The organism is Paenarthrobacter nitroguajacolicus (assembly GCF_031455195.1).
GTDB lineage: Bacteria > Actinomycetota > Actinomycetes > Actinomycetales > Micrococcaceae > Arthrobacter > Arthrobacter nitroguajacolicus_D.
This window is the reverse complement of sequence record NZ_JAVDSH010000001.1, coordinates 62,113-86,488: the sequence shown is the minus strand read 5'-3', so window position 1 is coordinate 86,488 and position 24,376 is coordinate 62,113. Positions and strand designations below refer to the sequence as shown.

The window sequence follows — 24,376 nt, the reverse complement described above, 5'->3', positions numbered from 1 at the left end:
TGTCATCCACACCCTGTGGACTACTTAGCCACATTTAATCTCCAGCGTGTCGCGTGGATACGGCGTGTCGTGACACTTTGAAAATGTGGCGTGGCGAACAGCTAAAATCGGCTGATGGTCAATCTCCTCCACCTCCGTACCCTCATGGAGGTGACCCGCCTTGGCTCGTTCGCTGCCGCCGCTGCACAGCTTGGCTACACAGCCTCTGCGGTCTCGCAACAGATGGCCGCGCTGGAACGTGATACCGGCGTCGAACTCTTCCAGCGGTCGGCGCGCAGTGTGGTCCCCACCGAAGCGGCGCTGACCATGACACGGCACGCTTCCAAGGTCCTCACGGATGTTGAGGCCCTGATGGCCGCCGCGTCCAGGACCAACGACTCCCCCGCGCAGGAACTCAGGTTGGGCATCTTTCCCAGCCTCGCCACCTACGTCCTGCCGGACATCCTGCGGAACGACCGCTGGAACGGTCTGGGCATTGAGTTGAAGGTCTCCGTGGCAGAGCCGGCACAAACCATCCAAGGGCTGCGCAGCGGCGGCGAACTGGATGTGGCGCTGGTCTATCAGGTGGGGCAGTCCGGGCTGGCGTGGCCCCACTCGCTTGAACGGCAGTGGATCGGCGACGACGACTTCCGCGTTGTCCTGCCCGCGTCGTGGAAGATCCGCGAAGATGCCGAAATCGAGGCAGCCCACCTTTCCGACATGCCGTGGATTGTGCACCACCCTGGCACCAGCGATGCCTTGGTCATTGAGCGCCTGTTCGCCAGCTGCAACCTGCACCCTCGTGTGGTGGCCTACAGTGACGACTTCCATGCCAGCCTCGAGATGACCGCAGCCGGCCTTGGTGCTTCGCTGGTACCGGAACTGGCCCTGCGGAACCGGCCGCCCGGCGTCGTGGTCCTTGACGTCCCGGACATCAGGCTGGCCCGTAATGTGTTCGCCCTGCTCATCAACGAAAAGCGCACGGCACAGGTCCAGCTGTTCACCCAATTGCTGGCCGACACGCTCAGGGACTCCTCCGGAAAAAGCGGCCTCCACCCCCTGAAAACCGCGCCGGTCAAAGGCTCCCAGCGGCGTAGGTGAAATATTCCCAATTGCTGGAACCCGCCGGTGGTTGGGGTTAGATTGATCACATGGGCAAGCTAGCGAGCAAACATTTTGGGGAAGTCGAGCTCAACCACGGCAGGGAACATTGCTTCGTTGCCAGACATGAACTCGGCGGCAATCCGCTCGAACTTGACCTCAATGTCACTGCGCATGACCACTTCGACGAAGCCGCCATGCGCAAAGTGGACTACCGCCTGCGCTTCCTGCCCGAACTGGTGGACCAGGTCAGGGAGATGATCGCTGACGAACTCGACCAGGACGGCACCAACCCCCAACAATTCCTGCATTTCCACAGCTCACAACTCAAGGAAGAGCAACTGGAATCCGTTTTCGGTGTCCGGGATAAGGACCAGCTCACCAACGACGTCTTCCTGAACGCCCTCAAGCTGGGCCACGTGGCCATCTACCCTGGCCAACCGGAGCGCTACTTTGTCCTGGACTTCACCCTCGGCTCGCACTTCACCGACGAACTCCTGGTGGTCGCCGCCGACGAGGACGGCGTCGTGGACGACGAAATCCTGTGGGAATAGCAACCGATTAAGCGCCGACGGCGGCCGGTCACCATGGTCTGTCAACTCCCGGCCCATTACCCGGGCTCCGCAGGTATTCACCGCGTTGCTGGCCTTCGGCCCGCTCCTGTTGCGCCTGCTGCGCGTTTTCCTTCAGCTCGTCGAGTTTCCCCGCCTGCGGGTTGGCTGCTTTGTCCGGGGCGGCCGGCGCATCGCCGCCCTGCCCGGCTACGTCCGGGATCTTCCCTGCCAACCGTGCCGCAGCGGAGTCAAGTGTTGATCCTTCCCCGTCCGCATTGGACGGGCCCGCTTCCCGGCATTTCGTTGGAGCAGCTTCCGTGGCATCCAACGCTTCCTTGAACAGCTGAGTTGCCGCGGCCCGATCCGCCGCGGCGTCGCCCAGCTTCTCGATACTCAGGACCAGATTGACGCGGACCTTGCATTCATCGTCACCGGCCCCCGCATGTAACGCGGCCTCGAAATCGCTGCGGGCTGCCGCGAACTCTCCGGCCAACACGTGGGCATCACCAGAAGCGAAGGGCGCCTTATGCGGCTCCACAATGTTCGCCACGCCAAGCCACGATGCTGCCCGCGCCAGTTCGTCGTGCTGTCCGTTCCGGAACAACTCCCCCGCAGCACTGCCCAGCAGGCCGACGCTGAGGAGTTTCGCAGCAACCGCTAGGACCAGGAGAGCTGGAAGAGCGGACCAGATCACCAGCCGGAGACGCCGGGGTCGTGCTGTTCGATGGTTCACGGCGTTGGCTCCTTCCGCAGCGACCGACGCAGGTTCACGAGTTCGAAGAAGTGGCGCAGGGGTTCATGCATTGCCAAGAGGAACGCGGCCAGGGCGAACAGCCAGTAGAGCTCCACCCGGCCAGGGCCGTCCCCGGTGGTGGTCAAGTTTCCCCACTGGACGCCACGGAGGACGTCGGAGGTTGGCTCTCCGCCTGTTCGGTGGGCATAAGGGACGTGGAGCTGATCGGCAATGCGCCCGAGCTGTGCTTCGTCGATGCGGGACACAGCATCCTGCCCCGTGTCGGAACCCCGGTCTTTGACGTACGCGGCGCCACCGTCAGCCGATTCCCTCATCCGCCCGCCTTCGCCGGTACCGTAACCGAGGACTGCTCCCCCGGCTATGTTTGAGGCATCCATGGGCGTGGGCGGCTCTGCGCTGGTATTTTCTCCGTCACCGGCGTAGAAAACCAGCGCCGGTCGTCCCGGATGTTGCTTCTGCGCGGCGTCGAGCCTGTCCTTCAGGAGCTGGGCTGCGATGGTGACGCTGCTGCCCGACGCGTAACGTGCCCTCTGTGGTTGAAGGGTGGTCATAGCGGTCTGGAGCGCTGTTGCGTCCTGCGTGAGCGGCATCCGGACAGTGGCTTTGCTGTCAAAGGTGATCAGCGAAAATTTGGCTCCGGCAAGTTCCCGGGCCACTGCCGCCACGTCCTGTTTGACCCCGGCCAAGCGCGTTTCGGTACCGCGATAATCCTCCGCGGCCATGCTGGTGCTGGTATCCACTACGAAGAAGACATCGATCTCCGATGAAGCGCTGACGGACTGCCCGTCGATCAGGCCGGGCCGCATTGCGGCGACGAGAAGAAGCACGACGGCGGCACCCCGCACGGCGGCAGGCCGCACCGGCCCTTGGGGTCGGGTTCCCCGCTGCCGGACCACGGTCCAAACGGTCAAAATGAGGATCCCGAAGCCAGCCAACACAAGGACCGGCCAGGGCAGTATCGGTGCGAAGCTCATGGTTCAAGCCGCCATCCAAGGACCAGCATTCCCGCTCCGGCCATGAGTGCGATCCCCAGAGGCCAGGCAGGGGTGTCCGTGACGACGGCCTGCGGGGCCGCGCGGTAGCTGGTGGCTTCGGTTTCCTGCACTTCGCGGACGATGCCCGGTACCGCTTCGGGGCTGTCCAGTTTGTAGTAGGTCCCTCCCGTACGCTCCGCTGCGGCCCGCAGTTGAGCCCCGGGCTGATCGGTTTGCCCACCGTAGTCCACGTCCCCCGGGTTGAGGGCATGCACTTTGACGTTCTTGCCCGCCGCCAAGGCCGCGGCCTCCTCCAGGGTGAAGATCGGTTCGCCAGAGAGGAAATTGTCCGTTGCCAGCACCACCGTCCGCGAGCGCTTCGTTGTCCCTTGGTCACCACCAGTGTCCGTATCCGGGAAGCTTTGGACGCAGGAGGCCAGTCCGTCACCGATCAGGGACGAACCTTCGCCGTTCCAGGTGCCGTCGAAGAAGGATCCGGCCCCGTCGTCCAGGGCTTCCTTGGCGAGTTTGAGCTGTTCGGCGGCGTACTCGTAGTCGTCTGTGAGTGGAAACAGTTGAACGCTGCTGCTGTCGAAGATGACCATGCCGATCCGTTCGCCGTCGAATTCCTTGGCCAGTTCCTGGAAGACAGCGGCAATCGCCGCGTCCGTGCCGGTCATGGAGCCGGAAACGTCCAGGCACAGCACGATGTCCCGGTTGCGTATTTCCGGCTGTTCGGTAGTCCTTTGGGCGGGCCGTGCGGCGGCAGTGGCTGTAGCGGCCAGGAATACTGCTCCCAAGACGACGGCGAGCGCCAGGCGTAGACGGTGCCGACGCAGGGCCTGCTGGTATTCGGGGAGACCGGTTAGCCGCTCGCTGTACGCCACGGCACGGGTGGGCATGGGTGGTCGGCGACGGTGCAGCCAGGCGGCGAGGACCACCACGGTTGCTGCGATGGGAAGGACCCACCAGTAACTCAGTTCCATTCGAGCACCACCTGGCGGGCGGCGGCTGCGGATTGGCTGACTGTTTGGACGGGCAGCGGCGCAAATTCGTTGGGGTAGATCCGTGCGATCCCGGTTGCCAGGTCCGCCATCCCGTGGCGGCGAAGTTCTTCGAGCGTCATGGAAGTGATGGGTAGCCCCGTGGCACTTCCGGCGAACTCGCGGACCAGGAAGCTCAACCGTTGGTGGGCATCGCGTTCCGGCAGGCGGCCGGCGTCGGCGTCCGATGCTGTGGCGTCAATAGCCGTGAGGCAGGTGCTGCGCAATGCGTCCAGCGTGGGGCGGGCAACGGCTTGCTGGCGGGCAGGAGCTGTGGTGCGCGCAGGCCAGAGCACCCAGGCGTACCAAGCTGCTACCAGGAGCAGCAGCAGAAGCCCCAGCCATAGCCAGAGCTGTTGGTAGTTGAGTGGCGCGTAGAATCCGGAGTCATCCTGCACGGCTGCCGCCTTTGGCGCGGTTTCCGGTCGCTGCGGCGCGCGAGCGGTGTTTTTCGAGGAGGGTGAAGATTGCGGTCAGGACCTGGTCGCTTCCGCCGGCCTGTTCTTCGGCGATACCCAGGCGTCGGAAGGTATCCCGTCGCCGCCGAGTGCGTTCCTTGGCGGCTGTGGCGTACGCGGCGCGCACCTTGCTATCCATTGCCAGGCGTGACGGGATCGTTTCCGCAGTCCGGACATCGGTGCTGTCTTGGACGACGCTGCCCCCTGCAGGTGCCAGCTCGGCGTCCTGGATGGTGAGCCAGAGGACTTCGTGCCGTGCGCGGAGTCGTCGCAGCAACGCTTCCGTAGTGTCATCCGGGAGGAACTCATCCGCGACCACCACAATCAACAGCCGTCCCTTCAGGTATCTAAGGACATAATCGAGTTGCTTGGCTATATTCCCAGTGGGGCTGTCCAGGGTTATCTGTGAATCGACGTCCCGTAGGAGGCGTTCCAGGTGTTCCTCGCCTGCGCGTGGAGGCACATAGAGGGAGGCGGCTTCGTTGCCGTGCAACAGGCCAACATCGTCACCGTGGCGGCTGGCGAGATAGCCCATGACACCCGCGGCGTGAACGGCGATGTCCTTCTTGGCTTCACCGGAGGAAGCCTCAGCGGCCATGTTCCGTCCGGTGTCCACCAGGAGCAGCACCGAATGGCGGCGAACAGCCACGTAGCGCTTGATCAGGGGTGATCCGTGCCGGGCGGTGGCCTTCCAGTCGATGTCCCTGACTTCATCTCCCGGGACATAGGCGCGCAACTCGTCGAAGTCCAGGCTTCGGCCCTTGAAGACCGAGCCGTATTCGCCGTCGAGCAACGTGAGGGTGCGGCGGTGGGCGAAGATGAACATCCTGGACTTCACGCGGCGGAGAAGGCTTGGCAATGGCTGGTCCGTTACGGCGTCTGGACCGAGGCCAGGACGGCATCAATCACTGTTTCCACGGAGATGCCCTCCACTACGGCATCGAATCCGAGAATGATGCGGTGACGCAGGATGCGGTGGGCGAGGTTCTTGACGTCCTCCGGGATGACGTGGTCGCGGCCGTTGAGCAGGGCCAAGGCCCTTGCCGCCTGGCTGAAGGCGATGCTTGCCCGTGGACTGGCACCGAACTCAACCAGGCCGGCCAGCTGGGGTTCGAGGTACTGGCTTGCGTTGCGGGTGACGTAGGCCAGTCCCACGATGTACCTGACAATGGCCGGATCGATGTAGACCCTGCGCACCAGCTCCTGAACCTGGAGCACGGCATCCAACGATGCTGCGGCGGGCGGCTTCAGGTCCGGGTTGAACACGCCCGCGTCGATCCGCCGGATCACTTCTGCTTCCTCGGCCGGGCTCGGATAGTCCAGCACATCCTTGAGCATGAACCTGTCCATCTGCGCTTCGGGAAGGCGGTAGGTTCCTTCCTGCTCAATGGGGTTCTGCGTTGCCAACACCAGGAACGGCTTGGGCAGCGGATATGACTCACCGCCAATGGATGTCTGCCGTTCCTGCATGGCTTCCAACATGGCACTTTGTGTCTTTGCGCTGGATCTGTTGATCTCGTCAAGCAAAACGATGTTGGCGTGGACCGGGCCCAGCTGGGTGACGAAGGTGCCCTTCGCCGCATCGAAGATCTGCGTCCCGGCGATGTCGCTGGGAAGAAGGTCCGGCGTGCATTGGATGCGCCGGAACTCTGCGCTGACCGATTCGGCGATGGCTTGGGCCGCGGTGGTTTTCGCAAGACCCGGAACGCTCTCAAGAAGCACGTGGCCGCCGGTCAGGAGTCCAATGACCAAGGTCTCGCGCAGCCTGGTTTGGCCCACCACTTTATTTTCGAAGCTGCGGACAATGCTGCCCACGAGTTGCTGGGCACGGGCCATGTCCGGGGCATCAATGCCGGCCGTGGCTGTGGTCTGTTGCACTCGTGGTCTCCTCGCTGGCGTTGTTTGGCCACTCTATCCAAGTCGGGGCCCGAAAAAGCCGCAATGGGTAGCCCTCCCCATGCGGACGCCACGGGTCTATCCTTTTGCCATGCATCAGCTACCAGCCGCCTACCAGAACTACCTCGCAAGCCAAACCCAGCATGTTGTGGACGCCGTCCGACCGGTCCTGCTGCAGTCCGCAGCGGACCAACGCCACGGAGTACGGATCACCTACAACACGGGCCCCACGGGCCACCAAGCCCATTTGGACGAGTCCATACCTTACGGCGAAATCGTCGAGGACATCGACTGATCCCCCGCTGCCTCCCCGGCGGCCGCGCTACCCTTTCATGGCGCCGGACAGGGCAAACGAGTTCCCCATGCCCCGGGAGACCAGCGCATAAAGGACCAGCACCGGAACTGAATACAGGATCGAAAAAGCCGCCAACTGCCCGTAGGCGATGGCGCCGTGCTGGCCAAAGAAGCTGAAGATCGACACCGATGCCGGCTGCTTCCCCGTGGACAGCAGAAGGATAAAGGGGACGAAGAAGTTCCCCCACGCCTGGATGAACACGAAGATCATCACCACGCCCAATCCCTGCCTCATCAGGGGCAGCACGATGGTGCGCAACGCCACCAGAGGCGATGCACCGTCGATCCAGGCGGCCTCCTCAAGTTCCAGGGGAACCGAGTCCATGAAGTTCTTGGTCATCCAGATCGCCATGGGCAAGGTGGTGGTGGCCATGAAAAAAATGGTCGCAGCCATGGAGTCAAGCAGGTGCAGCTGGACGAACAGACCATAGACCGGAACCATGATGGCGGTCACGGGCAGCGATGTACCGAACAGGACCGTGTACAGGAACGGCTTGTTAAACCGCGACTGGTACCGCGACAACGGGTATGCGGCCAGGACCGCAGCCACCACGTTCACCAAGGCGGTGCCGGCCGAGAGCAGGAAACTGTTGGCAAGGGGCCGGAACAACAGCTCTGCAGTCAGCACGGCACGGAAATTATCCAACGACGCCGTTTCGGGCACCTTGGCCTGGTAGCTGGCTTGGGGATCGACGGCGGCAAGCACCAACCACAGCAAAGGCACCACGAAACACACCCCGACAAGGACCAGGGCGATGTCCGCACCCAGCTTCGCCCGACGGCGGGAGCCGGTTACCGGCGTCGTGCGCTTTGTCCCCGATGGCGCCCGCAGCCGGCTCATGCGCGCTTATCCCGCAGGAGCTGCACATACACTGCGCCAAAAACCATGCCCAACACGATCAGTACGGAAGCCACCGCCGTTCCGTATCCGATATCACCAAACTTGAAGGCCTCCTGGTAGGCCAGCACCGGCAGCGTGGTGCTGGCGTTGGCTGGTCCCCCGGCGGTCATCACCCAGATCAGCGTGAAGACGGCGAGGGTTTGCAGCGTGATCAACATCAGGTTGGTTGCTATGCTGCTCCGGATCAGCGGGAGGGTGATGAATGCCAGGCGCTGCCAACCCCTGGCTCCGTCCATCAGGGCTGCCTCGGTGACGTCCCGGGGAACGTCTGCCAGCGCGGCCCGGTACACCAGCATGGAGAACGCCGTGCCGCGCCAGGTATTTGCAAGGATGATCGCCACCATGGGGAAGGAATACAGCCAGTCGGGACCCTGGATGCCCATGCCACCCAGGATCTGGTTGAGCGTCCCGTCCCGGTTGAAGTAGGCGTACGCGGCAAAGGCTGCAACGATCTCCGGAAGCACCCAGGCCGCCACCACCACCGTTCCCACCCATGACGATACGACGCGGCGCGAGCGGGTCATCAGCAGAGCTATCAGCAAGCCCAAGGCGCTCTGGCCAATCACGGCCGATGCCATGACGAACACCACTGTCAGCCAAGCGGCCAAGGGAAAGGAGTCATCACCAGCCATTCGGGCGTAGTTGTCCACGCCCACCCACTGGGGGTCCCTGGCTCCTTTCCCGGACAAGGCAGCATCGGTGAATGATGCGTAGAACGACCACACCACCGGAGCCAGCAGGAACACCATCAGCAGCACGATGGAGGGGACCACTGGCAGGAGCCGCAGGAAGCGGCGGATCGTCATTTCTCCAAAACCTTGTCCTCCCCTACCAGCTTGCGGAGCGCGGCATCGTAGTCGGCTGCGGCATCTTCAGGGCTCTTCTTTCCGGTGATCACGGCTTCCGTGGCTTCCTGCACGGCAGTTGAAATCCTCGGGTAGTCAGCCGTCGCGGGCCGGTAGTGTGTCACTTTGACCAGGTTCGAGACATCCTTCACGAACGGGTTGGCGGCCAGGTACCCGGGGTCTGTGGCGACATCAGTCCGAACGGCAATCTGGGAGTTGTTGATGTCGTAGGACAGAGCGTTTTTCTTGTTCAGGACCGTAGTGAGGAAGGTGAAGGACAGTTCGGGGTTCTTGCTTTTCGCTCCCACGGCCAGCGTCCAACCACCGGACATGCTCACCCCGCCGGGTTCCTGCCCCTTTTGAGTGGGGAACATCGCAGCTGCCATGTCCTGTTCGTAGCCGGGCCATTCGTAAGCTCCGCCCTTCTGCCAGAACGACGGCGCGTATGATCCTTCCACTGTGGCGCCCAGTTTGCCTTGCGGGAACCATTCGCCAAAGACTTTCTTCCAGACATTTGCGTCCAGGGCCTCGGCCGGGCTGACAGCGAGCTTCTCGTCATACAACGTTTTCAGGAAGGCCAGGGAGTCAGTGAATCCCTGGGAACCAACCACCCATTTTTTCTCCCGCTCGTCGTACAGGGTGCTGTCCGTTCCATACAGCAGTTCGTAGAACCCCTGCATAACCGTGCCCTCGCCGGTTGCCTTTCCGGCGTACATGTTGAACGGGATGGCCTCCGCGTCCGCGGCCTTGATGGCACGGGCTGTGGCCAGGATGTCCTCCCAGTTTTTCGGTTGCCACGGCAAAGGGATGCCGGCCTTCCGGAATACGGCTTTGTTGTACCAGATGGCACGCGTGTCGGTGCCCAGGGGCACTGCGTAGATGGCGCCGTCGTCGGCTCGTCCCGCTTCTTTTGCCGCCTCGTCGAACGCGGACCACTCGCCCCATTTCGCGAGGTAACTGTCCAGGTTGAGGAGGTAGCCGGCGTCGACGTCCGAACGAACCTTGAAAGTATCTTCGTAGAAGACGTCCGGGGCCGTGTCGGTCGAACGCTGCGCCAGGGCCAGCTTGGTCCCGTAATCGTCGTCATTGGCCTGGATCGGCTGGAGGTCGACGGTCACCCCGGAATTGGCGGCTTCGAATTCCTTCTTGGCATCCTGCATGACCGCGTCCAGCGCCGTGAAGGAATCAGTTTTTTGGTAAACGATCTTCAGGGTCTTGTTCCCGGCTGCATCAGGTGTGGGTGAGCACGACGTCGCCGCTGCAAGGACAGCGGCGACGGAGAGCATGGCGGCAGATCGGTATAGGACTGTTCTTGCCCGGAAGGTCTTTGTTCGGCGGCCCATGAGGCTCCAATCGGTCGAAGGTGGCTGCAAGCCAGCACTTCACCGTGACACCCATGCGACGTGGCCCAGCCTTGCGGATATTCAGTTGTCCTGCCTGGCCTTAGCCCTCCAGCAGGAGCCTTTGCGCGCGCGGGGCGAGCATGTGTTCCAGGACCAGGCACGCAGCACCGATCGCGCCAACGTCCTCGCCAACCCCTGTGCCCACGACCTCGAGCCCATGGATCATGCGGGCTGCGTTGTTCCGTTCCAACAACGCAGGCACCCGTTCCATGAAGTACGGCGACATCCGGCCCCAGAACGGGCCGCCAAAGACCACCCGCTCCACGTCCAACGTGTTGGCTACGACGGATACCGCCCGGGCCACGAGGGTTGCCGACTTGTCCAGGATCGCAATGGCCCTGGCGTCACCGGCATCGGCTTTGTCGCACAACTCGGCGAACCGCTCCTGGACTTCCGGGCCGTCCGTTCCCTGGCGGTTCCCGTCGAGCACGCCAGCTTCTTCAGCTTCGGCAACAAGAACCTGCGGGATGCTGGAGGACTTGACGCATCCGCGCTGCCCACAATCGCACAGGGGACCGTCGGGATCCACCACGATGTGGCCGATTTCGCCTGCGTTGCCGGACGTGCCTCGAACGACTTCGTCATTGAGGACAATGCCGCAGCCGATACCGGTTCCCATGTACATGAAGATAAAGCTGCCTGCGCCACTGGCACCGCCCGCCCACGTCTCCGCAACCGCTGCACTGGTGACATCCTTGTCCACCAAGGTCTCCAGGCCTGTTGCTTCGGTCAACGCTTCGCGGATCCGTACCCGGTTCCAGCGGGTCAGGAGCGGCGGGTCCACCACTGAGCCCTCATCAAGGTCGATCGGACCAGGGACCGCAACGCCAAGGCCGGCAATCTTGGATGCGTCAACTCCTGACTCCTGGATGAGAATGTCGATCTGCCCTGCAATGCTGGTGATCACCTCCGCCGGGTCGCCTCCCGGGGTGGCCATGCGTGAATGCCTGACGACATCGCCCAACAGGTCCAGGACCACAAACGTAATGACGGCCGGGTCCAGGTGCACGCCCACCGCGTACATCCCGGCGGGGTTCAGGCGCAGGATGGTCCGGGGCTTACCCGGTCCCGAGCCTTCCTTGCCGGCTTCCATGATGAGCTGCTGGTCAAGGAGCCGCCGGGAAATGTTGGATATGGTCTGCGGCGAAAGCCCAACAATTTGCGCCAGTTCGACGCGGCTGAGCCCTCCCGAGGATCGCCGGATCGCCTCCAGGATGACGGTGAGGTTGAAGTCCCCCATCCTGGGTAGGTTCGTTCCGCGCCTAGGTGTCGGCTGCCGGATCTCAGTCACTGATGCCCCTCGTCATTGGAAAAACGTCGTCAATTAAGTCTGTCTGAATCGTACGATACCCACGCCACCACCGATACGAGCACACGCAGGCGCGGGGGTCAGGGCTTGGTAACGATGAGCCGGACATGCCCTTAGGCTTTCCGGCTGCGGGTCACGGTGAACTTCGGGTTCCGGCCTTCCTCCACTGTCGGCCCGACATATCGCTCCAGGGCAGGACGGTACTGCAGGTGGCTGTTGTACACGGTCCACAGTTCCCCGCCTGGCGCGAGGACCCGTGCTGCTGCCTCGAACAACTTCAGGCCGGCACCGGCATGCACGCTTGCCCCCAGATGGAAAGGTGGGTTCAGCAGGATAAGGTCGGCGCTCCCGGCCTCAAAGCTGGACATGGCGTCGTCGTGGATGACACTAATGCGCTCCCCCAGCCCGTTCGCAGCCGCGGTCGCCATTGCCGAAGCGACGGCCGCCGCGGACTGGTCCGTTGCGATGACCCGTGCACCGGCTTGATGGCGGGCGTACATCGTGGCGAGGATTCCGGTTCCGCAACCAAGATCCACTGCCTGCCGGGCCGCTGGCATCCGATCGAGGAAACCAAGGAGGTAGCGGGTTCCGATATCCAGTCGGGCTCCGGAGAACACTGCACCGTGGGCGCAGAGAGTGATTCCCAGTTCCGGGTTGGCCTCCACCACGGGAAACGGCGGCTCGCCGGAGACCGTCCGGGGGTTCTTGGCCACGAGGATCCGCGACTTTTGCCTGGCCAACTGGGGTTGGACCGCGGAGAAGTATTTCTCCAGGACGGCGTTCATTCCCACCGACATGTGCTTGACGCGTCCACCGGCGAGCAGGACCGCATCCGGCCCCGCGAACCGGGCGACGGCGTCGGCGATTTCTTCCAACTCGGCCAGTGATTTGGGCAGCTGCAACAAGATCAGGTCCGCACCCTGCAGCAATTCCCGGCCAAGTTCGTGTGGGGTATACCGTCCATCCATCCCGGCCGCGTCGGCATTGCGCTGCAGCGCGGCCCTGCCGGTGAAGAGGTCCTGGTTGACACGGACATGCCCGACGCCGGTACAGGCCAAGGTGCCCAAGGTCAGGGCCCCGTAACGGTCACCGATGACCACCACCTGGCTATCCGGCCTGAGATAGCCTTCGGCCGTCTCCAGAAGCAGCCGATCCGTGGCGTCGTAGGCCCGCAGATTGTCCGCTTCGACGTCCGGAAGCCTGCTCAATGTACCGAATAGTGCTTCGAGTTCCCATGCCGTCACAACGCGTTTCCCGCTTTCCTTGCTTCAATGTCTCGACTTATTCCACGTCCGGGAGCACTCTGGAGGCACAACACAAACACCCGTCGGCCCCGCGGTCAGCGAACTGGCCCCCGGCACTGACGGGCATCGGTCCCGGCGGCCGTAGGAGCCAGGGCGTCGAGACCACCAACAGTTGCTCCCCTCCCCTGCGAGAAGCCATGAGTGTCAATGCTGTCACGAACCTGGAAGTAAAATCCCACAATTCCCCAGATGAAACACGCCACCCTGACAAGACCGCGCTGGATCTCGTCACCGTAGGAGACTACACAATCGGCCGCCTGACGTTTGAGCCTGGATGGACCTGGGCCGACTGCATCAAGCCAGTGGTTGGCACGGATTCCTGCCAGTTGAGCCACGTCGGCTTTTGCGTGTCCGGCAAACTGGACGTGGAAACCAACGACGGCGGACGTATAAGCATTTCGGCCGGCGATTCCTACACCATTCCGCCCGGCCATAATGCGTGGGTGGTCGGTGACCAGCCGTTCCAAGGTGTCGAGTTCGTCAGCGGCGCCGAGTTTGCCAAGGCACTCTCGGATTAGGACCGGCCTTTGGGAAACAAAAGGACCCCGCTCTCATGAGCGGGGTCCTTTTCCGAAGTGGAGCTGAGGGGACTCGAACCCCTGACCCCCTGCATGCCATGCAGGTGCGCTACCAGCTGCGCCACAGCCCCGGAAATGCTGGCTTTTCGAAGAAGTATTTCTCTTCCCGTCGAAGCAACTCGTCAATACTAACCACAATTCAACAAGAAGAGAAATCACTCCAAGGTGAGGTGCATCACCATTCTCCCACCCTGTTTGCCGGGGCTCTGTCAGGTGGACTCGGCAGCCGAGGTGCGTTGGATGAATCCATCGCACCTCCCCCCAAGCCGGCTGCCGGTGAGCCATACGGGAACACCCGAGTGGCTCACCTGAATTCTAGGATCCCCAGGCTCCTAAACCAAACCGTCCAGTCGGTTTTGTCACACACTTGCCGCAAAGAGGGCGGTGATAGCGTTATCGGGATGTAAAGCTGCCCGATGCACTTGGCGGCCGTCCCATACCGAGAGGTTCTGCATCCCCATGCAACAACGTGCCAAGGACACCCGGCTGGCCGTCATCGAAGGTGCCGCCCAGGTCTTCGCGGAAATTGGCTACGGGAATGCCAGCCTGACCGACATCACCAAACGTGCCGGAGTGACCAAAGGTGCTCTCTACTTCCATTTCACCTCCAAGCGCGAACTCGCCTTGGCAGTCATAGAAGAGCAGCACGCCCTGGTGATCGCCGCCGGAGCAGAAATAATCGGGTCCACCAAGCCACCCATGGACAAACTCATCGGCCTTTGCCGCATGTTCGGCCAGCAACTCCTTGACGAGCCCATTGTTCAGGGCGGTATCAGGCTCACGTTCGAAGCAACCGCGTTCCAAGCGGATGTGTCCGGACCCTACGAAGACTGGATCAGCACCGCTGAACAGTTGCTTCAACAGGCCGTAAATGAAGGCCATGTACGTCCGGACGTGGATCCAGCGGCGTTCTCCCGGTACCTGATCGCGTCCTTCACCGGCGTGCAGATGGTCTCGGAAGTCCTGACCGGCAGGAAGGACGTAATGCTCCGAATCGACCAGATGTGGGAATTCATGCTGCCGGCATTGGGTATGGTACCAGCACCTGAGTGCCAGGACCGCGCCGAGCCGCCACGCGCATAAAGCTGCGGTGAAAAGAAAAGAGACCCTGCCTTCTCCATGTCTTCCATGAAGTAGGCAGGGCCTCGATTGGTGGAGCTGAGGGGACTCGAACCCCTGACCCCCTGCATGCCATGCAGGTGCGCTACCAGCTGCGCCACAGCCCCATATCTTCGCTGCCCAACGCCTGGCATTTCAGCCATCCGCGCCGAAGCAACTCAAATATCTTAGAACAGCGGTTCCGAAAATTCCAAATCGGGCATATTCGGTGCCGCGCAGTCCTAGTTCTCCGAATCCTCCGCGGTGACAGCCTTGGCGGAGGCATCGTCACCCAGCTCAAGGTCCACCACAGGGCAGTCCTTCCACAGGCGATCCAAGGCGTAGAAGACCCTGTCCTCTGCGTGCTGAACGTGAATGACGATGTCGGCGTAGTCCAGCAGGACCCAACGGCCCTCGGAGCGTCCTTCGCGGCGCACCGGGCGGAGGTCCTGCTTCAAGAGTTCTTCTTCGATACCGTCAACAATGGCGTTGACCTGGCGTTCCGTCGGAGCCGAGGCGATCAGGAAAACGTCTGTGAGTGCCAGACGCTCGCTGACGTCGAGGGCGACAATATCCTCGGCAAGTTTGTCGGCCGCGGCACGCGCGGCATGACGGGCGAGGGTGATGGATTGTTCATGTGCAGACACGGGGACTCCTTGTTGTGGCCTGTGGCCTGTGAATGGCGTGAGCCGTTGTTTAGCGGAACTAGCCGCTGGTAATCATGATGATGCCGACGATGAGCGCAACGATGCCCAGTGCGAGGACACCGAACTGCAGCAGCCTGTTGCGCTGGGCCCTGGCCAGGCCGGCCGTGTTGGCATCGAGGGGATCAAGCCCGTAGGCAGTGCTGGCAGAAACCGGCGGCCTTTGCGCCTCTTCGCCCCGGTCCGCCAAAGGGACAGGCTTCTTGCGGGCCGACCGCGCTACAGCTTCCGCGCGGGCAAGGACACCGGCACGGCCGCGTGCGCCCGGCTTCTTACCAGCGGACGGTTCAGCCTCAAGCTTGGGACCGGCGGAAGTAATCAAAGGAACGAACGTGGTACTGGGCCGCTTCATGACGGGCCGTTCGACACCTGGTACCTTGACGAATTCCAATGGCGTGACCATGGCAAGGTTATTTGCCGTCGAAGGACCCGACGACGTAGGGCTTGGCTTGCGCGGCTCCACCTTGCCCTGGTCCGACGTCGCCTGTTCGGCCAGCTTCTGCTTCGCGGCGGCACGTTTATTCAACACAGCCGCACGCTCAGCCAAGGCAATCTGCTGCGCCAGGACCTCCGGATCAACCGCCAGGGGGTCCTGTTCGGCTATGTGTTCCAGTTTGGCGGTCTGGTTTTGGACCTGCGCCGCGATCAGCTCGCGAACAGCGAGGGCCTGCTCCACTGACATGTCGGATTCGGCCGGGGCACTCTTGCCCTCTCCCCCGCCGACCTTCGTGGAGGCGGCCGGAGCTTTCTCCGCCTCGGGCTTCTGCTTGGCAGCGTCCGGCTTGGCGGCCTCGGGCTTTGCAGCGTCGGGTTTGCCAGCGTCCGGCGCCGGAACGATGGGGGTCATGGAGGTGGCAACTTCAGCTTGGAGTTGCTGCAGCCTCAGCTGGCGACGCGTCGGCGGGCCACCACCGGACAGTTGTTCTTCCTTGTCAGCCAGGTCCTTGATGGTCCGGAGGGCCGCGCGGTCGCGGGCACGGATCTGGGATGAACGCTCCTGCGCCGCGGGTCCCACGGCGTCCACCGGTGCATTTGCCGCACGCCTGTTGCGCGCGTTTGGGCGGTCGGCTTCTTCGGCGGAAGCCGCCTCTGCCGGGCCGTTTGACGTAGCGTCCGGCGTTGTTTCCGGGTGCTCTTCCCGGGCACGGCGAAGCTCGCGCCTGCTGCGGATGGGTCGCTGTTCCTGGCTGCTCATTTAAAAACTCATTCAGTACGTGCTTGGTCGTCTGATCCGGACAGTGCGGCCGACAGGTCCCCTGCGGAAGGCCGGGGTGCGTACAGCCCATATTTTGCGATGTACTGGACCACTCCGTCCGGCACGAGGTACCACACCGGGTTGCCCGCGCCGACGCGTGTCCTGCAATCCGTGGAGGAGATAGCCATGGCGGGAACTTCGAGCAGGCTGACATCGTCAGTCCGGCCCAAATCGTTCAATTCGTGTCCGGGGCGGGTCACACCGACGAAATGGGCCAAGGACCACAATTCGTCGACATCTTTCCAGGACAGGATCTGCGCCAAAGCGTCGGCACCAGTAATGAAGAACAGGTCCGCGTCGGGACGGAGTTCCCTTAAGTCGCGAAGGGTGTCGATGGTGAACGTCGGACCCGGCCGGTCCACGTCCACGCGGCTCACGGTAAAGCGGGGGTTGGAAGCTGTGGCGATCACCGTCATGAGGTAGCGGTGTTCGGGCTCGCTGACCTGCTTGTGCGACTTTTGCCACGGCTGGCCGGTGGGCACGAAAACCACTTCATCAAGGTCGAACTTGGCTGCTACTTCACTTGCAGCCACAAGGTGGCCGTGATGGATGGGATCGAACGTTCCACCCATCACGCCCAGCCGGAGCCTGCGCTCCGACTCCCCGCGTGGTATTGCGGCGATAATGTTAGTGGCCCTGGCCGTGGGTGTGCTTGTTGGGGTGCTGGCGGTGCGGATCGGAGTGCTCTTCCACTGCCTCGTGACGGTTGCCGAGGTTGGTGTAGGACAGGGTTACGAACATGAGAACCAGCAGCAGGGCAAACATCGAGATGCCGAAGACCCACGGCTCGGCCCACAGCGGGGCGAGTTCCTCGTGGCCGCCTTCTGTCTCGGCGGCAATGGACGTGGCGATCTGCTGAAACAGCATCTTCTCCCCTAGTTGGTTCTCAAAGGATTTCGACGGCGGGACTCCCCGCCGTTCCGGACTTCTGTTCTATGTTACCGCGTTGCTAGCTGCGGATTTGGCCTTCGCCCTGGACGATCCACTTGGTGGTGGTGAGTTCCGTGAGGCCCATGGGTCCGCGCGCGTGCAGCTTCTGGGTGGAGATTCCCACCTCTGCGCCGAGCCCCAGCTCGCCGCCGTCGGTGAAACGCGTGGAGGCATTGACGATCACAGCGGCCGAATCGATGTCCGCGATGAACTTTTCCGCGTTGGCCAGGTTGTTGGTAAGGATCGCTTCGGTGTGGCCGGTGGTCCACTTGCGGATGTGGTTCACGGCGTCGTCCAGACTGTCCACCATGGCCACGGCGAGATCCAGGTCCATGTATTCAGTGGCCCAGTCCTCATTATCGGCGGGAACAGTCTCCACACCAGCGCCCAATGCAGCCGCAATCCTGTCATCCACGTGAAGCGTCACGCCTGCGGCACGGAGTGCCTTCGCCACCGCAGGAAGCACGGTGGAACCAGAGTGCACCAGGAGCGTCTCAACGGTGTTGCAGACACTTGGCCGCTGCGTTTTTGCGTTGAGGAGGATGTCCACTGCCATTTCTTCACCGGCGGACTCGTCGATGAAGATATGGACGTTCCCTTCGCCAGTCTCAATGACGGGCACGGACGAGTTGGCCACCACGGTCTGGATGAGCTCGCGTCCGCCACGGGGAATGAGGACATCCACGCGTCCGCGGGCACGCATCAGGACGTTGGCACCTTCACGGCCGTACTGGTCGACGCTTTGTACCGCATCCGCCGGTAGGCCTACAGAGTCCAGGGCTTCGCGCAGGATCTGCACCAACGCACCGTTGGTGTTCGCGGCAGCGGACCCACCGCGAAGAATCACGGCATTGCCACTCTTGAGGGCGAGGCCCGCGATGTCAACGGTGACGTTGGGGCGGGCTTCGTAAATGGCAGCCACAACACCCATGGGCACGTTGACCTGACGCAACCGCAGCCCGTTGGGAAGGGTTTGCCCACGGACCACGTTGCCCACAGGATCGGGTAGCCCGGCAAGGTTTTCCAAGGCCGCCACCAGGCCGTCAATGCGGGCGGGCGTGAGGGTTAGCCTGTCCAAAAGAGCCGCGGAAGTACCGTTGGCCCGGCCTACGGCCACATCTTTGGCATTGGCTTCCAGCACATGCTTGCGGTTTTCCACCAGGGCTGCGCCGATGGCCCGCAATGCGCGGTCCTTCCAGGCACGGTTCGCCTGGCCCATGCGGCGGGCAGCCTTACGGGACCGGTCAGCGATTGCGTGAACTGCGGCCTGGACATCCTCGGGGGACAATGGGGCGCCGCCTGCCGCAGGGTTCTCCGGCGTCTGGCCGGCAGCACCGGAAACGTCGGAGATCACAGGGGCGTCGGGGGTCAGCGCTTCAGTCATGCTCCAAGTTTAGATGAGCGCGGCGCCCGCAGGAGCACCAGATCGTCAACATGAACAACTTCGCGGTCATAACCACGGCCCATGGCTTGGCCGAGCTCCTGCGTGGTGCGTCCCAGCATCCGTGGCAGTTCCTCCGAGGAGTAGTTCACCAGGCCGCGGGCCACCACGGTTCCGTCATGCCCAACCATCTCGACGGGATCGCCGGCCTCGAAGTCGCCACTGATATCCGATATGCCCGCGGGCAGGAGTGACCTGTGCCGGTCGCGCACGGCTTTCACTGCGCCGTCGTCGAGCATCAAGCGGCCGTGAACGGTCGCAAGGTGAGCCAGCCACAACAGGCGAACGGGCTTGCGGTTCCCGTTCACCGCAAACCACGTCCCCACGTCCTCGCCGGCCAAGGCGGCTGCGGCGTTGGCGGTAGAGGTGACCAGCGCATGAATACCGGAGCCGGCCGCGATGGAGGCAGCCTCCACCTTGGTCATCATTCCGCCGGTACCAACACCGGCTTTGCCGGCCTTGCCGATGGTGACGTCCTCAAGGTCCTGCGGACCGCGGACCAACGGAATCCGCTGCGCACCCTGGGAGGGCGGACCGTCGTAGAGGGCGTCGACGTCGGACAGCAGCACCAGCGCGTCGGCGCGAACCAGGTGGGCCACCAAGGCAGCCAACCGGTCGTTGTCGCCGAAGCGGATTTCATGGGTAGCAACGGTGTCGTTTTCGTTGACGACCGGCACCACGCCGAGGTTCAGCAGCCGATCCAAAGCTCGGAAGGCATTGGTGTGCTGCGTCCGGCGCATGAGGTCATCGGCCGTCAACAGGACCTGGCTGACAGTGATCCCATGCGCGCTGAAAGCCTGCGTGTAGCGGGCCATCAGGAGTCCTTGCCCGACGCTGGCTGCTGCCTGCTGCGTGGCAAGGTCCTTCGGGCGCTTGGCAAGGCCCAACGGAGCCAGGCCAGCGGCGATGGCACCAGAGGAGACCAAGATGATTTCGGTGCCCGCATTGCGCTGGTGGGCAAGGGCGTCGACAAGCCCCGCGAGGGACTTCTCGGAAATACCGCCCTTAATGCTCGTCAGTGACGACGATCCCACTTTGACGACAATCCGCTTGGCGGTAGCCAGGGCCTGGCGTTCGAGTCCTTCGGCCGAAATCGGGGCGTCGACGGTCCTAGTCGTCATCACCGGCGTCCAGGTTGCTTTCCTTCACGGCCTGGGCGCGCCGACCGCTGACGGATTCGGTCCAGATGCCTGCCTTGCGCTCCGCTTCGAGCTCGGCACGCGCGGCAGCCTTGGCTTCGCGGCGCTCGATCTGTTCGTCACGCTTCTGTGAACGCGTGGGCCGGTCCCCGATGTCGGCAACCCGGATGTCGGTGCCGCGCGGAGTTGCCAGGAGTTCGGCGCCGGCCATCATGGTCGGCTCCCAGTCGAAGACAACGCCGTCGTCTTCACCGATGACCACGGTGTCGCCCGGCTTGGCGCCTACCTTGAACAGTTCGGTTTCGACGCCGAGCTTCGCCAGGCGGTCGGCAAGGTAGCCAATGGCTTCCTCGTTGGTGAAGTCTGTCTGCTTGACCCAGCGCACTGGTTTCTCGCCAAGGACGCGGAACAGCGGTTCCAGGTTCTTTTCTTCACGGCGGATCTTGAAGCCGGACTCGTTGACAGCGCGCGGGCGCAGGACTGGCGGAGCCACCTTGGGGGGCGCAGTGGCAACCGCGTCCCGCGCGGCCTTGACGATCTCCGCCATGGCGAAGCCCAGTTGGCGCAAGCCTTCATGGCTCGTTGCCGATACTTCGAAGACGCGGTATCCGCGGGCTTCCAGGTCCGGGCGAACGAACTCGGCCATGTCCTTGCCGTCCGGAAGGTCCACCTTGTTAAGGACAACCAGCTTGGGGCGCTCGTTCAGCGGAACCACCTCGCCGTCCACACCGGCATAGCTCATGTCGACTGCGTACTTATCGAGTTCGGCCTCAATGATCGCCAAGTCCGACAAAGGATCCCGATCAGATTCCAGGGTTCCACAGTCAAGGACATGCACCAGTGCGGCACACCGCTCCACGTGGCGGAGGAAGTTGTGTCCGAGACCCTTGCCGTCGCTCGCTCCCTCGATCAGGCCAGGAACATCGGCAATGGTGAAGCGGACCTCGCCGGCCTGGACCACGCCAAGGTTGGGGATGAGGGTAGTGAAGGGGTAGTCGGCGATCTTGGGCCGGGCAGCGGACATGGCTGCAATGAGGCTCGACTTGCCTGCCGACGGGAAGCCAACCAGGGCAATGTCGGCAATGGACTTCAGTTCCAGGACAATGTCGCTGGATTCGCCTTCGATGCCCAGGAGGGCGAAGCCGGGGGCCCGGCGCTTCTGCGAGGACAGTGACGCGTTGCCGAGGCCACCCTGACCGCCAGCTGCAGCGATGTACTCGGTACCTTCGCCCACGAGGTCAGCCAGGACTTCGCCGTCCTTGGTCTTGACCACGGTGCCATCGGGGACCGGAAGGATCAGGGTTTCGCCGTTCTTGCCGCCGCGCCAGTCACCCATGCCCGGACCACCATTGGTGGCGTGGCGGTGGGGAGCGTGGTGGTAGTCGAGCAGGGTGGTGGTCTGCGCGGACACCCGAAGGATGACGTCGCCGCCATTGCCACCGTTGCCGCCGTCGGGACCGCCTAGCGGCTTGAACTTCTCCCGCTTAACAGAGACACAGCCGTGGCCGCCGGTTCCGCCGGATACGTGCAGGACTACCCGGTCTACAAAGCTCGCCACGTGGATCTCCTCAGTTGCTGTTGTACAGCGTTGTTGCAAAACCAGTGCGCCAAGCGCCCCAGTCGATTGTAATGCGGTTAAAAGAACGGTGGAGCGGGCCGTTTGGCCCGCTCCACCGGTTCAGAACTAGTTGTTACTCTGCAGCTGCAGCAGCAACGATGTTCACTACGCGACGGCCGCGGCGAGTACCAAACTCAACCGCACCGGCCTGCAGAGCGAACAGGGTGTCGTCGCCACCGCGGCCGACGCCTGCACCCGGGTGGAAGTGGGTTCCGCGCTGGCGAACGATGATCTCGCCTGCGGAAACTACCTGACCACCGAAGCGCTTGACGCCCAGGTACTGAGCGTTGGAGTCACGACCGTTGCGAGTGGAACTCGCGCCTTTTTTGTGTGCCATGTGAAATGCCTGCCTCTAAATTTCTGGGGAAACTGAAAAACCTGAACAGCGTGTAACGAAAGTTACGCGATGCTGGTGATCTTGATCTTGGTCAGTTCCTGACGGTGACCCTGACGCTTCCGGTAGCCGGTCTTGTTCTTGAACTTCTGGATGACGATCTTCGGACCACGGAGGTCTTCCAGAATCTCAGCCGTAACCTTGACGTTGGCCAGTTCCGCAGCTGCGGAGGTGACCTTCTCGCCGTCTACCAGGAGCAAGGCGGGCAGCTCAAGCGTGCTACCGGCTCCACCGGGGACGCGGTTAAGCGTTACGTAGTCTCCAACGGAAACTTTTTCTTGGCGGCCGCCTGCGCGGACAATCGCGTACACCACTTGGGTACTCACTTCTCTCGACGTTTATAACTAAATTTGCGTGCGGAACCTGAACCGGAATCAGGCTTGGTTCGCGCTGTGCCTCAACGCCGTGGACTTCTGATCGAAGTCCGCGAGTCATCCCATGAACAATTCCAAGGGGCATAACCCAAGTGTTGGCGTAAGCACCGAAGATCAAGATTACGCTAGTTTGACCTTCAGCTGCAAATGAGGCCGGGTCCGGAGGCTACCACGTGACTCGCGTCACCAGTTGTAACGGACTCTCCCGGCACCGTGCCCATACAGCCTACAGGGTTTGGGCGCGATTAACGTGATTTGCCCTCCGACGCGCGGTAAACCTCCAAAATTCCGCACCAGGATGCCGCGCTGGAAAGATCACGAGAACATCCGCGGCGCGTCGAAGAAGGCAGTTTCATAGCGGCAGGACTGGGCGAAGGCCTCCACCATGGCCGCGCGGTCTGTCGGTGATGCCGCGAGGGCCGCCGCGTCCGTGAGTTTGATCGCAGTCCGGGTTGCCTCAGCAAAGGCTTCGTCAGCGTAGGTCTTCAACCAGTCCGCGTAGGCGTGGTCCGCCGGGGAACCTGCCTCCACGTAGGAGCCGTGGAGCTGCTGGCCCACTTCCGCGTACAACCAGTAGCAAGGCAGGATCGCCGCCAGGACCACCGCGTAACTGCCGGATGCCGAACAGGCCAGCAAGTGATCCACGTAGGACTTGGTCACGGGTCCCGTCGTCACGGAGACGTCACGGGTGCTTAGCCAGTTCCTATGCAATTCCGACTCGACTTCCAGGCATTGCCGGGACCCTTTGGCCCAGAACAACTGCTCGTCCTCGGTAGGAGCAAGGGCGCTGGCACGGGCCAGGACCCGGGAGTAGCCATTGAGATAGATCGCGTCCTGTGCCAGGTAATAGCTGAAAGCCGCTTCCGGCAGGCTGCCAGTTTGAAGGCCATCGATGAAGCCAAGCCCATGGATCGCGTCAAGTTCCGCGCGGGCCTGCTCCCACAAAGTTGCGGCGAAGTCGCCGGGCCTCAGGACCTGCTGGTGGTGGAAGTGATGGACCGGCCCGCTTCCGTGGCCAACGTCCAACGTCCCGGAATGCCTCAAAGCCTCAAGCAACCAGGGCTTCACTTCCCGCAGCGACGCTTCCCAATCCCCCGTCATGACCTGCACCGTTGCCAGGGCCGAGGACAGCGAACACCCTGTGCCGTGGCTGTTCCGGGTATCGATGCGGGGCCCTGCTATCTCCACCACGTCCTGCCGCAACAACCCGCTCGTGTTCACCAGGGCGTCGGGACATCCGGATCCTGCCAGATGGCCGCCCTTCACCAGGACCGTGTTCCCGTACTCAGCGGCCAACCGCTTACCCTGGTCCAGCGCCGAAGCCCAATCCGGCGCCTCAGGCTCGCCCAACAGCACTGCGAGCTCGGGAAGATTGGGCGTCAGGAGATCTGCCAACGGCAGGAGCGAACGTAATGCCTTCTCAGCGGACTCCCGCAGGAGCCTGTCGCCACTGGTTGCCACCATCACCGGGTCCAGGACCACGACGGCGGGACGTACCTTTTCGAGCCAGCTACGGACTTCGTCGATGACGGCAGCGTCACCGAGCATCCCGATTTTGACGGCGTCGATCTCGATGTCGTTGCTGATGGCGTCCAGCTGTTGGCGCAGGAATTCAACGGGGGGCACGTGGACGGCGCTGACCCTCACGGTGTTCTGGGCGGTGAGGGCGGTGATGGCCGCCATGCCGTACCCACCGTGAGCCGCGATGCTCTTCAAGTCCGCCTGGATCCCGGCACCACCGGAGGGGTCCGAGCCGGCAATGCTCAACACCCGCGGGGTTTGCCTGCCGGGAGCCACCAGCGGGTAGACAGGAGAATACGGTGCAGTCATGTGGACATCCCTTCGCCGGTGCTAACCGGACAGGTTCAACGGGTTTGGATCTCAGCCCGGCCCAACGCCCGGCACCCCGTGTCAGCCCCCAGCCTAGCCGGGAAGCAGCCCCGCCCGGGAACCGCACTGCGCTGAGGCCC

General features: G+C 62.9%; 26 protein-coding genes, 2 tRNA genes and 1 riboswitch. Of the genes, 5 read left to right on the top strand and 23 right to left on the bottom strand.

Translation table 11 applies throughout. The features are described from left to right. The first annotated feature begins 114 nt into the window (after nt 1–114). Together J2Y68_RS00465 and J2Y68_RS00460 are read left to right on the top strand one after the other, a co-directional pair. Nucleotides 115–1,080, top strand: a complete 966-nt coding sequence (locus J2Y68_RS00465; protein ID WP_211712245.1) for a LysR family transcriptional regulator — start codon at nt 115–117, stop codon at nt 1,078–1,080. 50 nt (nt 1,081–1,130) lie between these two features. Next, the gene (locus J2Y68_RS00460; RefSeq protein ID WP_309988384.1) at nt 1,131–1,634 is read left to right on the top strand and encodes a DUF2004 domain-containing protein; all 504 of its coding nucleotides are present in this window, start codon (nt 1,131–1,133) and stop codon (nt 1,632–1,634) included. A gap of 28 nt (nt 1,635–1,662) precedes the next feature. On the opposite strand, the gene J2Y68_RS00455 is transcribed toward J2Y68_RS00460, so the two are convergent. The 6 genes from J2Y68_RS00455 to J2Y68_RS00430 are packed head-to-tail and all read right to left on the bottom strand — an operon-like array spanning nt 1,663 to nt 6,741. Further along, a complete protein-coding gene (locus J2Y68_RS00455) occupies nt 1,663–2,367 on the bottom strand; it encodes a hypothetical protein (RefSeq protein WP_309988381.1) in 705 nt (234 codons plus the stop codon). Next, nucleotides 2,364–3,362, bottom strand: coding sequence for a vWA domain-containing protein (locus J2Y68_RS00450; RefSeq protein WP_309988378.1), 999 nt, complete (start codon nt 3,360–3,362; stop codon nt 2,364–2,366). The genes J2Y68_RS00455 and J2Y68_RS00450 overlap by 4 nt, the downstream gene beginning before the upstream one ends. Next, complete coding sequence (locus J2Y68_RS00445) at nt 3,359–4,348, bottom strand: vWA domain-containing protein (protein WP_309988375.1); 990 nt, start codon at nt 4,346–4,348, stop codon at nt 3,359–3,361. The genes J2Y68_RS00450 and J2Y68_RS00445 overlap by 4 nt, the downstream gene beginning before the upstream one ends. Beyond that, the gene (locus J2Y68_RS00440; RefSeq protein ID WP_309988372.1) at nt 4,339–4,803 is read right to left on the bottom strand and encodes a hypothetical protein; all 465 of its coding nucleotides are present in this window, start codon (nt 4,801–4,803) and stop codon (nt 4,339–4,341) included. Before J2Y68_RS00440 ends, J2Y68_RS00445 begins: the two co-directional genes overlap by 10 nt. Further along, entirely contained in the window at nt 4,793–5,722 is a 930-nt protein-coding gene (locus J2Y68_RS00435) for a DUF58 domain-containing protein (RefSeq protein ID WP_309988369.1), read from the bottom strand. The genes J2Y68_RS00440 and J2Y68_RS00435 overlap by 11 nt, the downstream gene beginning before the upstream one ends. A gap of 11 nt (nt 5,723–5,733) precedes the next feature. Next, nucleotides 5,734–6,741 (bottom strand): AAA family ATPase, encoded by a 1,008-nt coding sequence (locus J2Y68_RS00430; protein WP_211712238.1) that lies wholly within the window; start codon nt 6,739–6,741, stop codon nt 5,734–5,736. A 109-nt stretch (nt 6,742–6,850) separates the two neighbouring features. Here J2Y68_RS00430 and J2Y68_RS00425 point away from each other — a divergent pair, with 109 nt between their 5' ends. Beyond that, nucleotides 6,851–7,054, top strand: coding sequence for a hypothetical protein (locus J2Y68_RS00425; RefSeq protein WP_374111492.1), 204 nt, complete (start codon nt 6,851–6,853; stop codon nt 7,052–7,054). Between the two features lie 27 nt (nt 7,055–7,081). Here the strand turns inward: J2Y68_RS00425 and J2Y68_RS00420 are convergent, their stop codons facing one another. The 5 genes from J2Y68_RS00420 to J2Y68_RS00400 form a co-directional block, all read right to left on the bottom strand. Next, nucleotides 7,082–7,954, bottom strand: a complete 873-nt coding sequence (locus J2Y68_RS00420; protein WP_309988365.1) for a carbohydrate ABC transporter permease — start codon at nt 7,952–7,954, stop codon at nt 7,082–7,084. Beyond that, nucleotides 7,951–8,820 (bottom strand): carbohydrate ABC transporter permease, encoded by an 870-nt coding sequence (locus tag J2Y68_RS00415; RefSeq protein ID WP_309988361.1) that lies wholly within the window; start codon nt 8,818–8,820, stop codon nt 7,951–7,953. Before J2Y68_RS00415 ends, J2Y68_RS00420 begins: the two co-directional genes overlap by 4 nt. Next, the gene (locus J2Y68_RS00410; protein ID WP_309988358.1) at nt 8,817–10,202 is read right to left on the bottom strand and encodes an extracellular solute-binding protein; all 1,386 of its coding nucleotides are present in this window, start codon (nt 10,200–10,202) and stop codon (nt 8,817–8,819) included. Before J2Y68_RS00410 ends, J2Y68_RS00415 begins: the two co-directional genes overlap by 4 nt. 100 nt (nt 10,203–10,302) lie before the next feature. Continuing rightward, nucleotides 10,303–11,502, bottom strand: coding sequence for an ROK family transcriptional regulator (locus tag J2Y68_RS00405; protein ID WP_309988355.1), 1,200 nt, complete (start codon nt 11,500–11,502; stop codon nt 10,303–10,305). A 182-nt stretch (nt 11,503–11,684) separates the two neighbouring features. After that, nucleotides 11,685–12,815: a class I SAM-dependent methyltransferase gene (locus J2Y68_RS00400; RefSeq protein ID WP_309988353.1), complete on the bottom strand. Its 1,131-nt coding sequence runs from the start codon at nt 12,813–12,815 to the stop codon at nt 11,685–11,687. A 197-nt stretch (nt 12,816–13,012) separates the two neighbouring features. Between J2Y68_RS00400 and J2Y68_RS00395 the strand changes: the two genes are divergently transcribed. Next, entirely contained in the window at nt 13,013–13,393 is a 381-nt protein-coding gene (locus tag J2Y68_RS00395) for a cupin domain-containing protein (RefSeq protein WP_309988350.1), read from the top strand. Between the two features lie 58 nt (nt 13,394–13,451). Here the strand turns inward: J2Y68_RS00395 and J2Y68_RS00390 are convergent. Further along, nucleotides 13,452–13,524 (bottom strand) — tRNA-Ala (locus J2Y68_RS00390). Between the two features lie 388 nt (nt 13,525–13,912). Between J2Y68_RS00390 and J2Y68_RS00385 the strand changes: the two genes are divergently transcribed. Next, nucleotides 13,913–14,536 carry a ScbR family autoregulator-binding transcription factor gene (locus tag J2Y68_RS00385; RefSeq protein WP_309988347.1) on the top strand — a complete coding sequence of 208 codons (624 nt, stop codon included), beginning with the start codon at nt 13,913–13,915 and terminating at the stop codon, nt 14,534–14,536. A 67-nt stretch (nt 14,537–14,603) separates the two neighbouring features. Here the strand turns inward: J2Y68_RS00385 and J2Y68_RS00380 are convergent. The 11 genes from J2Y68_RS00380 to thiD all read right to left on the bottom strand — a co-directional run bounded on the left by J2Y68_RS00380 (nt 14,604) and on the right by thiD (nt 24,236). Then, nucleotides 14,604–14,679 (bottom strand) — tRNA-Ala (locus J2Y68_RS00380). 114 nt (nt 14,680–14,793) lie between these two features. Then, nucleotides 14,794–15,198 carry a ribosome silencing factor gene (rsfS, locus tag J2Y68_RS00375; RefSeq protein ID WP_309988345.1) on the bottom strand — a complete coding sequence of 135 codons (405 nt, stop codon included), beginning with the start codon at nt 15,196–15,198 and terminating at the stop codon, nt 14,794–14,796. Nucleotides 15,199–15,256: 58 nt separating this feature from the next. Beyond that, nucleotides 15,257–16,450: a hypothetical protein gene (locus J2Y68_RS00370; protein ID WP_309988344.1), complete on the bottom strand. Its 1,194-nt coding sequence runs from the start codon at nt 16,448–16,450 to the stop codon at nt 15,257–15,259. 8 nt (nt 16,451–16,458) lie between these two features. Then, nucleotides 16,459–17,133, bottom strand: a complete 675-nt coding sequence (gene nadD, locus J2Y68_RS00365) for a nicotinate-nucleotide adenylyltransferase (RefSeq protein WP_397334642.1) — start codon at nt 17,131–17,133, stop codon at nt 16,459–16,461. Nucleotides 17,134–17,137: 4 nt separating this feature from the next. Then, entirely contained in the window at nt 17,138–17,377 is a 240-nt protein-coding gene (locus J2Y68_RS00360; RefSeq protein WP_211712228.1) for a hypothetical protein, read from the bottom strand. An 82-nt stretch (nt 17,378–17,459) separates the two neighbouring features. Further along, a complete protein-coding gene (locus J2Y68_RS00355) occupies nt 17,460–18,824 on the bottom strand; it encodes a glutamate-5-semialdehyde dehydrogenase (RefSeq protein ID WP_309988341.1) in 1,365 nt (454 codons plus the stop codon). Further along, nucleotides 18,821–20,002: a glutamate 5-kinase gene (gene proB, locus J2Y68_RS00350; RefSeq protein ID WP_309988339.1), complete on the bottom strand. Its 1,182-nt coding sequence runs from the start codon at nt 20,000–20,002 to the stop codon at nt 18,821–18,823. The genes J2Y68_RS00355 and proB overlap by 4 nt, the downstream gene beginning before the upstream one ends. Further along, nucleotides 19,992–21,578 carry a GTPase ObgE gene (gene obgE, locus J2Y68_RS00345; RefSeq protein WP_211712225.1) on the bottom strand — a complete coding sequence of 529 codons (1,587 nt, stop codon included), beginning with the start codon at nt 21,576–21,578 and terminating at the stop codon, nt 19,992–19,994. The genes proB and obgE overlap by 11 nt, the downstream gene beginning before the upstream one ends. Nucleotides 21,579–21,711: 133 nt before the next feature. After that, nucleotides 21,712–21,975 (bottom strand): 50S ribosomal protein L27, encoded by a 264-nt coding sequence (rpmA, locus tag J2Y68_RS00340; protein WP_003803426.1) that lies wholly within the window; start codon nt 21,973–21,975, stop codon nt 21,712–21,714. A 62-nt stretch (nt 21,976–22,037) separates the two neighbouring features. Next, complete coding sequence (rplU, locus tag J2Y68_RS00335) at nt 22,038–22,346, bottom strand: 50S ribosomal protein L21 (protein ID WP_024816904.1); 309 nt, start codon at nt 22,344–22,346, stop codon at nt 22,038–22,040. 375 nt (nt 22,347–22,721) lie between these two features. Then, nucleotides 22,722–24,236, bottom strand: a complete 1,515-nt coding sequence (gene thiD, locus J2Y68_RS00330; RefSeq protein WP_309988335.1) for a bifunctional hydroxymethylpyrimidine kinase/phosphomethylpyrimidine kinase — start codon at nt 24,234–24,236, stop codon at nt 22,722–22,724. Then, nucleotides 24,227–24,325: riboswitch (TPP riboswitch) on the bottom strand. Its footprint overlaps the gene before it by 10 nt. Between the last annotated feature and the right edge of the window lie 51 nt (nt 24,326–24,376).

Coding starts and splice junctions, on each gene's coding strand:
- rpmA (WP_003803426.1), bottom strand. CDS start 21,975: ATGGCACACAAAAAAGGCGCGAGTTCCACTCGCAACGGTCGTGACTCC.
- J2Y68_RS00385 (WP_309988347.1), top strand. CDS start 13,913: ATGCAACAACGTGCCAAGGACACCCGGCTGGCCGTCATCGAAGGTGCC.
- J2Y68_RS00395 (WP_309988350.1), top strand. CDS start 13,013: ATGAGTGTCAATGCTGTCACGAACCTGGAAGTAAAATCCCACAATTCC.
- J2Y68_RS00415 (WP_309988361.1), bottom strand. CDS start 8,820: ATGACGATCCGCCGCTTCCTGCGGCTCCTGCCAGTGGTCCCCTCCATC.
- J2Y68_RS00370 (WP_309988344.1), bottom strand. CDS start 16,450: ATGAGCAGCCAGGAACAGCGACCCATCCGCAGCAGGCGCGAGCTTCGC.
- J2Y68_RS00460 (WP_309988384.1), top strand. CDS start 1,131: ATGGGCAAGCTAGCGAGCAAACATTTTGGGGAAGTCGAGCTCAACCAC.
- thiD (WP_309988335.1), bottom strand. CDS start 24,236: ATGACTGCACCGTATTCTCCTGTCTACCCGCTGGTGGCTCCCGGCAGG.
- proB (WP_309988339.1), bottom strand. CDS start 20,002: ATGACGACTAGGACCGTCGACGCCCCGATTTCGGCCGAAGGACTCGAA.
- J2Y68_RS00445 (WP_309988375.1), bottom strand. CDS start 4,348: ATGGAACTGAGTTACTGGTGGGTCCTTCCCATCGCAGCAACCGTGGTG.
- J2Y68_RS00355 (WP_309988341.1), bottom strand. CDS start 18,824: ATGACTGAAGCGCTGACCCCCGACGCCCCTGTGATCTCCGACGTTTCC.
- J2Y68_RS00450 (WP_309988378.1), bottom strand. CDS start 3,362: ATGAGCTTCGCACCGATACTGCCCTGGCCGGTCCTTGTGTTGGCTGGC.
- J2Y68_RS00360 (WP_211712228.1), bottom strand. CDS start 17,377: ATGCTGTTTCAGCAGATCGCCACGTCCATTGCCGCCGAGACAGAAGGC.
- J2Y68_RS00410 (WP_309988358.1), bottom strand. CDS start 10,202: ATGGGCCGCCGAACAAAGACCTTCCGGGCAAGAACAGTCCTATACCGA.
- J2Y68_RS00420 (WP_309988365.1), bottom strand. CDS start 7,954: ATGAGCCGGCTGCGGGCGCCATCGGGGACAAAGCGCACGACGCCGGTA.
- J2Y68_RS00405 (WP_309988355.1), bottom strand. CDS start 11,502: ATGGGGGACTTCAACCTCACCGTCATCCTGGAGGCGATCCGGCGATCC.
- J2Y68_RS00425 (WP_374111492.1), top strand. CDS start 6,851: ATGCATCAGCTACCAGCCGCCTACCAGAACTACCTCGCAAGCCAAACC.
- J2Y68_RS00465 (WP_211712245.1), top strand. CDS start 115: ATGGTCAATCTCCTCCACCTCCGTACCCTCATGGAGGTGACCCGCCTT.